5 protein-coding genes are annotated in these 7002 nt (G+C 69.5%); 4 read left to right on the top strand and 1 reads right to left on the bottom strand.

The annotated features are described in order from the left end of the window. Positions 1-210 precede the first annotated feature (210 nt). Both AB0C29_RS07145 and AB0C29_RS07140 read left to right on the top strand, forming a co-directional pair. Positions 211-1047: a hypothetical protein gene (locus AB0C29_RS07145; protein WP_360816386.1), complete on the top strand. Its 837-nt coding sequence runs from the start codon at positions 211-213 to the stop codon at positions 1045-1047. A gap of 98 nt (positions 1048-1145) precedes the next feature. After that, a complete protein-coding gene (locus tag AB0C29_RS07140) occupies positions 1146-1949 on the top strand; it encodes a diguanylate cyclase domain-containing protein (RefSeq protein WP_360816383.1) in 804 nt (267 codons plus the stop codon). A gap of 19 nt (positions 1950-1968) precedes the next feature. On the opposite strand, the gene AB0C29_RS07135 is transcribed toward AB0C29_RS07140, so the two are convergent. Then, positions 1969-2883 carry a hypothetical protein gene (locus AB0C29_RS07135; RefSeq protein ID WP_360816380.1) on the bottom strand — a complete coding sequence of 305 codons (915 nt, stop codon included), beginning with the start codon at positions 2881-2883 and terminating at the stop codon, positions 1969-1971. A 2213-nt stretch (positions 2884-5096) separates the two neighbouring features. On the opposite strand from AB0C29_RS07135, the gene AB0C29_RS07130 reads away from it, so the two are divergent. Both AB0C29_RS07130 and AB0C29_RS07125 read left to right on the top strand, forming a co-directional pair. Then, complete coding sequence (locus tag AB0C29_RS07130; RefSeq protein ID WP_360816410.1) at positions 5097-6182, top strand: M23 family metallopeptidase; 1086 nt, start codon at positions 5097-5099, stop codon at positions 6180-6182. 537 nt (positions 6183-6719) lie between these two features. Then, positions 6720-7002 (top strand): hypothetical protein (locus tag AB0C29_RS07125; RefSeq protein ID WP_360816377.1); only part of this gene is annotated, 283 nt, incomplete at its 3' end.

Raw genomic sequence — 7002 nt, 5'->3', positions numbered from 1 at the left:
CCCCCCCCCCCCCGCCCCCCCCCCCGCCCCCCCGCCCCCCCCGCCGCAGCCGTGGGGCGGGGCCCGCGCCCCCGGCGCCCGGGGCGGGGCCCCCGCACGACTTGCCTCACCTGGCTGATCGAAGCGTGCATCAGTGCACGCCACCTCCCACCCATCCCCGGACGGCGGCCGCTCGGGCCGCCGCCACACACCAGAAGGGACACCGTCACCATGGCCGACACCACCCCCGGCATCCCCGGATCAGAACCGGCGCACAGCGCGTTCCGCGTCCTGGCCGCGCTCGCCGACCTCGGCGAAGCGACCGCCGCCGCCATCGCCCAACACGCCGGACTCGCCTACTCCACCGTCACACCGAAACTGCGCGCCTGGGAAACCAGCGGCCACGCCGAGAAATACCGCCACGCCGCCACCAACCAGACCCTGTGGCGGCTGACCCCGGCCGGGCGAGCCGCCACCGGCACCCAGGGCCAGGATCACGCGCCGCCCACGGACACCGAAGCGCCGCAGACCAGCGACGACGCCGATCGCGCCACCACCTCGCCGCCGACCGAACCGGCCCCATTCGATCGCCCGACCACGGAGCCCGACACGAACCCGCCGCACACCGGCACCGAATGTGCCGAGGGGCCCGACCTCGCCGCGGCACAGCCCGTGCCGCCCCCGATCACCGCCGCAGACGCCGACCCACAACCCGTCGAGCCGGCACACGACAGCAGCAGTGACGACGCCATGCCGCACGACAGCGGCGATGACGCCGCAGCGTCGAATGACAGCGGTGCTGAGACGCCGCCACCCGTAGCCAAGCGCAAGCGGCCCGCCGGTGCGCTCGAGGCCAGCGTGCTGGCCATCCTGCACCACCGCCCGGACGAGACGTTCACGGTCAACGACCTGCGCAAGCTGGTCGACAACGCCGACCACGGCACCGGCTACCCGGCCGCGAGCGCGGGCGCCATCGCCAACGCGCTCACCAAGCTGACCGGCAAAGGCCATATCGACACGGTGCAGGAGAAACCCGCCACCTTCCAGGCCGCGCCCACCACCGACTGACCTGCCCCACCGGCTTTTCAGGTAGCCCGGGACGGGCGTCAACTCGTTGGCGCGAGACGCCCGCCCCGGTGCTCCTTCCACTGAAAGGAGCAACCCTAGTGTCTCCCATCCTCACCGCATCCCTGACCGCGCTCGGCGGCCTGCTGGCCGGACTCGGCTGCGGCGCCGTGGCCCTGCACTGGCAATACGAACGGCTCGGGGAAGCACGCCGGCAGATCGCGGCGGCGAACCGGCGCGCGGATCACGCCGAGTTCCTCGCCCTGCATGACGACACCACCGGCATCCCCAACCGGCGGGCCTTCCTCGCCGCCTGCGACCAGGCACTGGCCACCGGCAAGCCGACCGGGGTGGTCCTGCTCGACCTGGACAACTTCAAAACCGTCAACGACACCTACAGCCACGAACACGGCAACGACGTCCTGACCACCATCGGGCTACGCCTGACCGACCTGGGCGCGCCGGTGGTGTTGGGGGCACGGCTATCCGGCGACGAGTTCGCCCTGCTGATCGCCGGCGACCACGCCCAGACCCGCGCGAGCGCGCACGCCGCCACGGCGATCAGCGGCCAGCCGATCCCGATCGCCGGCACCCTCGACATCGCGATACGGGCCAGCGTCGGCTACGCCCACGCCACCGACGCCAGCACCACCCGCGAGCTGCTACACGCCGCAGACCTGGCCATGTACGAGGCCAAACGCAGCGGCACCGGCGTCACCGACACCACGGCGCCGCACCTGCCGCCGCGCACGCGATGCCGCGACGCCCGCCACCACCCCGACCTCCCGGCAACCGATACGCCCGAGGGCCAATCTGAGGCGTCGATGCCGGCCGATGGACCGACGTCACCCGACCGTTCCTCGGATCAGGGCGTCTGCCGCTTCCGGGAGACCGGAGACCAGTAAAGAGTTCCGGCTGGGCGGTTCAACTACCGTTCCGAGACAGTGGTGGCCGTGCCGACGGCGCACCAATCTTGATCGATGCCAGAACCGTGCCGGCCGGGAGGCTGGCCACGTAGGTGAGCGCCCAGCTGAGGTTGCGGATCAGTAACTCACCCACCAAGTCGAGCCACGCCCCCCAGCGATCGTCCTCTAACGTGCCGCCGTCGGTATGTACAGGCGGAATCCCGAACCGTCCGCTGGTGTCCGACGTTTGGAGATGCGGACCCACGTCACCGCGGCCTGTCGGCGGCTCATAAAACTGAACCTCAAGCAGGGTTCCTGCGGTCGGCCCGCCTGACGGCGGCCCACCCACATGGAGACGGGCGAGGACCTCAAGCTTTGCGTCTAGCTCGTCGATCGAAAACTCCAGGCCTGGTATTGAGACCTTGAGATCGAAACCCGCGCCACTCCTCGTCCCTTCGATCATGGTGTCGATCTGATTGACGATGTATAGCGAGCGTACGACGACCGGACCGAGAGGCGACAGCGCGGCCGATGCGGACTCCACTGCCTGCCATGCCAAACTTTTCACAGCGGAGTTTATGAATTCGACCGCTGAATCCGGCACTCCTGAACGAGCTTCGCGCCTCTCCGGTGGAGAGTCTCCCGAGCCGGGCGCGGTGATCTCCGTCTGCGGCTCTGGTCGGCCATCGCCTGGCATCGAGACAACACTGCCGGACCGCTCCGCTGCCTCAGTGGCCCGCGCGGCAGCCTCAACGCCGCCGTCGTATGCGCTTTCGGATGGATCTTGAATCTCTGGCGGGTCCCACTGGATTATGCCGGGTGAGGAGTAGTCGTCAAGCGTCGAGTGATCCGGCGTGCTGCTCGACTCAGGCGGACCGTTGATCCACGGTGACCAGTTTTCATTCGTACCTGAACTCTCAAACTCCACGCCCATGTATCCCACTATCACACCAGATGGCAATCATTAGTGATCGTGATCGGGCGCGAGCCGATTGACAGAAGAATGTTCAGCGGAATCACGAGTACTGATCTTGCTGCGTCAGCGTTCGGAGTCGATAGACCTTGCACCAGTAGTCGACCTGCCAGCAGGAGCCGTGTTAGCGCCACTGACCCCTCTGTTGAGGACGGCCGTCAGTGGCCTGACCGGCCACTGAAGTTGACGAACGCAGATAAGGACCCGTTCGCGCGGTGTGCGAACTCATCGCCAACGCCCGCCCTCGACGTGACCCCGCGGCCAAGGTCCGCACGACCAACGGGGTACTGACCACCAACGACAAAGGGCCCGGCCCGAGGAAGCCCCATCCTCGGCTACTCCATCAATGTGCTATGCCCTGGGCCGCTACGAGCCGCAGCCCCGCGACTTGCCCTTCGGCCGAAGGTGAGCGGCTATCGGTGCCAGACCGCCGCCGAGGCCGCTATCAGGCAAAACACGCTCCGCAATTCCGGTGCCGGTGACGGTCGCAGCATGCCCGCGAACCGTTCGCCGGAAGGCCCGACGCCATGCCAGCACCACCGCCCGCGCGGCCCAGCGACATCTACCCGATTCCCGACGACGTCACCGACCGCCTGCTCTACGCCTTGGCCGTCGATGTCGCCGCCGCACACCAGCCCCGCCCGGACGGCACCTGCCCGAACCTGCAATGCCACAACCGAGCAGGGCCCTGCACGCCGCTACACCACGCCTACCGCGCCGCCGACATCGCCCGCCGCCCTCCGGGCCCTCACCGGCCGACACCGCAGCATCCGGCACGCGGACACGCCCGCGTGCCGGCCCCCCGGCCGGTGAACGGGTTCCGCGAGTTGGTCGCCGAGCCCACAACCGGTCCGGCCCCGCACACCCCGGCCGTAGCCGGGTCCGGGCAGATGGCGAGGCCGTTCGCGGTGTTCCGGCGTCCACCCGCTGCCTAGACACACCCCTTTATCCCGCCACAGCACCTGACCTTCCGGCCGCCGGTAAGGGCGACCGCGAGGGGGTGCCTCCCATCGTCGGAGGTGTTCATGAACTTCCTTGCCCACGACACACTCGCCGGATACGCCCGTACCGCCGTCGACCTGCGCAGCCGCATGGCCGACTACCATCGCAGCCCGCTGGCGCATGACTGGCTGGACGCCTTCATGACCGCCCGCAGCACCGACACCGCACAGCCGCCGGCACCGAAGGTCCTCGACGCCGTCCGCCAGATCGCTGCCGTGCCGTGGCAGGTCGGCCAGCCGTACGTCGTGGCACCGGCGATGACCGCGGTCATCGCCGCCGCCGCGCAGGCACTCGACCTCACCGGGGAAGTCCTGCCTGAGGACATCGCCCCCGACGACGGCGGCGTCCTGCTGCTGCCCGAACCGGTCTACCAGCGCACCCTCACCGGCGCCATCACCTCCATCGGGGCGATCACCTGGGCCAGAACCACCACCGTCACCACCGGGGACAGCAGTTGGTTCATCTGCGGCGGGGCCGACCACCACGACCCGCTCGACCCCGCCGCCGCCCGCCGCCGCGAACAGATGGCCGCCCGCCCCGACCTGGCCCGCCAGTTCGGCCCCTACGTCCTGGTCACCCTCGACCAGCTGCCGATCGGCCGGCCCGTCGATCCTTGTCCCGACCTACCGGTCGCCGACGACGCCGACATCGACTGGCAGAACGCGCCTGACGGCCGCTACGTACTCGACGAATCCGCCATGCGTACGAAGGTGAGCGCCGCGCTGGTGTACGCATTCTGGCGCATCCAAGCCCAGCCCTTGGACACCGTGGCTACCGCGCCGGCCGACCGTGCCACCCGGCGCCGCGCGGTGCGCGCCTCGATCCGCCACGACACCCGCGTGGTGATGCTGCGCCGCACCAAAGCCCTCGCCGAGCCCGGTGACGGCGACCCGAAGTGGCACTACCGCGTCCGGTTCTTCGTACGAGGGCATTGGCGGCGGCTGATCGACCGCGACGGCCGCCGTATCGCATCTGGATCAACGCCCACATCAAAGGCCCCGACGGCGCGCCGCTGCTGCGGGGCGAAATGGTCGCCGTCCTCGCCCGCTGACCCTGCACTACGCACCCGTCGAAGACCGCGCGGACGGCCCCTCACCCCGGACGTCCGCGCGGCCTTCGCCATGCCCGCTGCCCAACCCCTATCACCGCCACCTGAGGAAACGAGGCCAGCCATGACCACCCGCGCAATCACCGCAGTCGCCGCCGCAGTCTTCGCGATCGTCGCGCTGTGCTCCGGGCTGGCCACCACCCTGATGGTCGGCGGCGGCGGTCCCGCGAACGCCCTCTGTGCCACGACCAGCAGCACCCCTGCCGGCGCAGCACCGCCCGGTCCTCCGCAGCCAGGGGGTGTGGGTTCGATCGGGCGGTGGAACGGCGAGCAGGTCGCCAACGCCGCCGCCATCATCGTCGTTGGACAGACTCTGCAGGTACCCGCCCGTGGCTGGGTGATCGCCATGGCCACCGCGATGCAGGAATCCCAGCTGATCAACCTACGCAGCGGGCCGGATGACTCGATCGGGTTGTTCCAGCAGCGCCCCTCACAGGGCTGGGGCAGCCCGGCCCAGCTGCACGACCCGCACTATGCGGCCACGACGTTCTACCGCAAGCTGACGGCCGTCGACGGCTGGCAGGCGATGCCCCTTACAGAAGCCGCCCAGAAGGTCCAGGTCAGCGCCTATCCGAACGCGTACGCCAAGTGGGAACCCGACGCGACCGACCTCGTCGGCGCGCTGTCGGGCATCACGACCGGCCTCGGCGTCTGCACGGTCGCGGTCAGCGGTCAGGGCTGGACCCAGCCGGTGCACGCCACGGTCGGTTCCGGGTTCCGCACCACCGACCGGCCCGGCCACGACGGCGTCGACCTGATCGTCGGCAAAGGCGCTCCGGTCTATGCCGCCTCGGCGGGAACGGTCAGCCGTATGCGGTGCAACGCCGTTGATATGCGCACCGGCCGGGACTGGGGCTGCGACCGCGACGGCGACCCGGACCTGACCGCCGGCTGCGGCTGGTACGTCGACATCGACCACGCCGGCGGCATCGTCACCCGCTACTGCCACCTGATGGTCCAGCCGTACGTGCACGTCGGTCAGCACGTCGACGCCGGCGAGGTCCTCGGGATCTCCGGCAGCAGCGGCCACTCATCGGGGCCCCACCTGCACTTCGAAGTCCACCTCGGCGACCACACCGAGGCGACAGCCATCGATCCGGTGCCTTTCATGGCATCCGTCGGCGCCCCGCTGGATCAAAGCAAGCGATGAAGCAGTGGTCAGGGGCGATCGTGCAGAAACCCCGGCCACCGTGACCGGCATGGCCGCACGTGCGGCCTGCCACGCCTCGAGAAGCCGGGCGGGATCCACCTCCTGCACCAGAAACGTGCCACCCAGACCTTCTTCCACGGGGTGATCTTGCAGGGTGGTTCCCCGCAGGGCAGCCGCGATGTCCCCGGCCTGATCCATGAGTGCAGCCATACCAGCACGGTAGTGCCAGGCATCGATCCCGGCCGTGCGCACGCTCGGGACGTGCAGGCATTCCCACACGCCTCGAATCACGCTGGTTCCAGCAATAAGCAGACGCCGCCGGCTCCCAACGCTGTAGTCCGCGCCTGCATCACGGTCGACGCTCCCGGGCGCCGACTTTCCTGACCTCAGGTTCGACTTGATCAATCGGGGTGCCAGCGGGTTCATCGTCTGTGACGACGAACCCGCCCAGCCAAATCGACCCTAAGTTCGCGACGCTTGACGCGTCGTGACGCACCACCGGCAGCACCTGCGAGTGTGAACAACAGGAGAGACGCCATGACCATGACCGCCGTCCTCGTGGCGGTGCTCGTTCCGGCGAGCGCCACCATCCTTACGATCGACGAACACCTTGCCGCACCGCTGCATTTCTTGCCCGCCGACCGGTACCGGCTTGGCGGCGAGTTCACCGGAATCTGGGATCCCGCCTACGACCCGCGCACCGACCCGGCGAACTGGCGCTCCTGCGACGCCTGCGCAGCCACCGGCCAACTCGTCGGCCAGGCCTGCACCGCGTGCGGCGACGCCGCACGCGCCGGCCGGACCCCCGGTACCGTCCTGG

The organism is Actinoplanes sp. NPDC048791, assembly GCF_040650095.1.
In the GTDB taxonomy this organism is placed as follows: Bacteria; Actinomycetota; Actinomycetes; order Mycobacteriales; family Micromonosporaceae; genus Actinoplanes.
The sequence above is the reverse complement of the archived record's forward strand: the minus strand, read 5'-3'. Positions and strand labels throughout refer to the sequence as shown.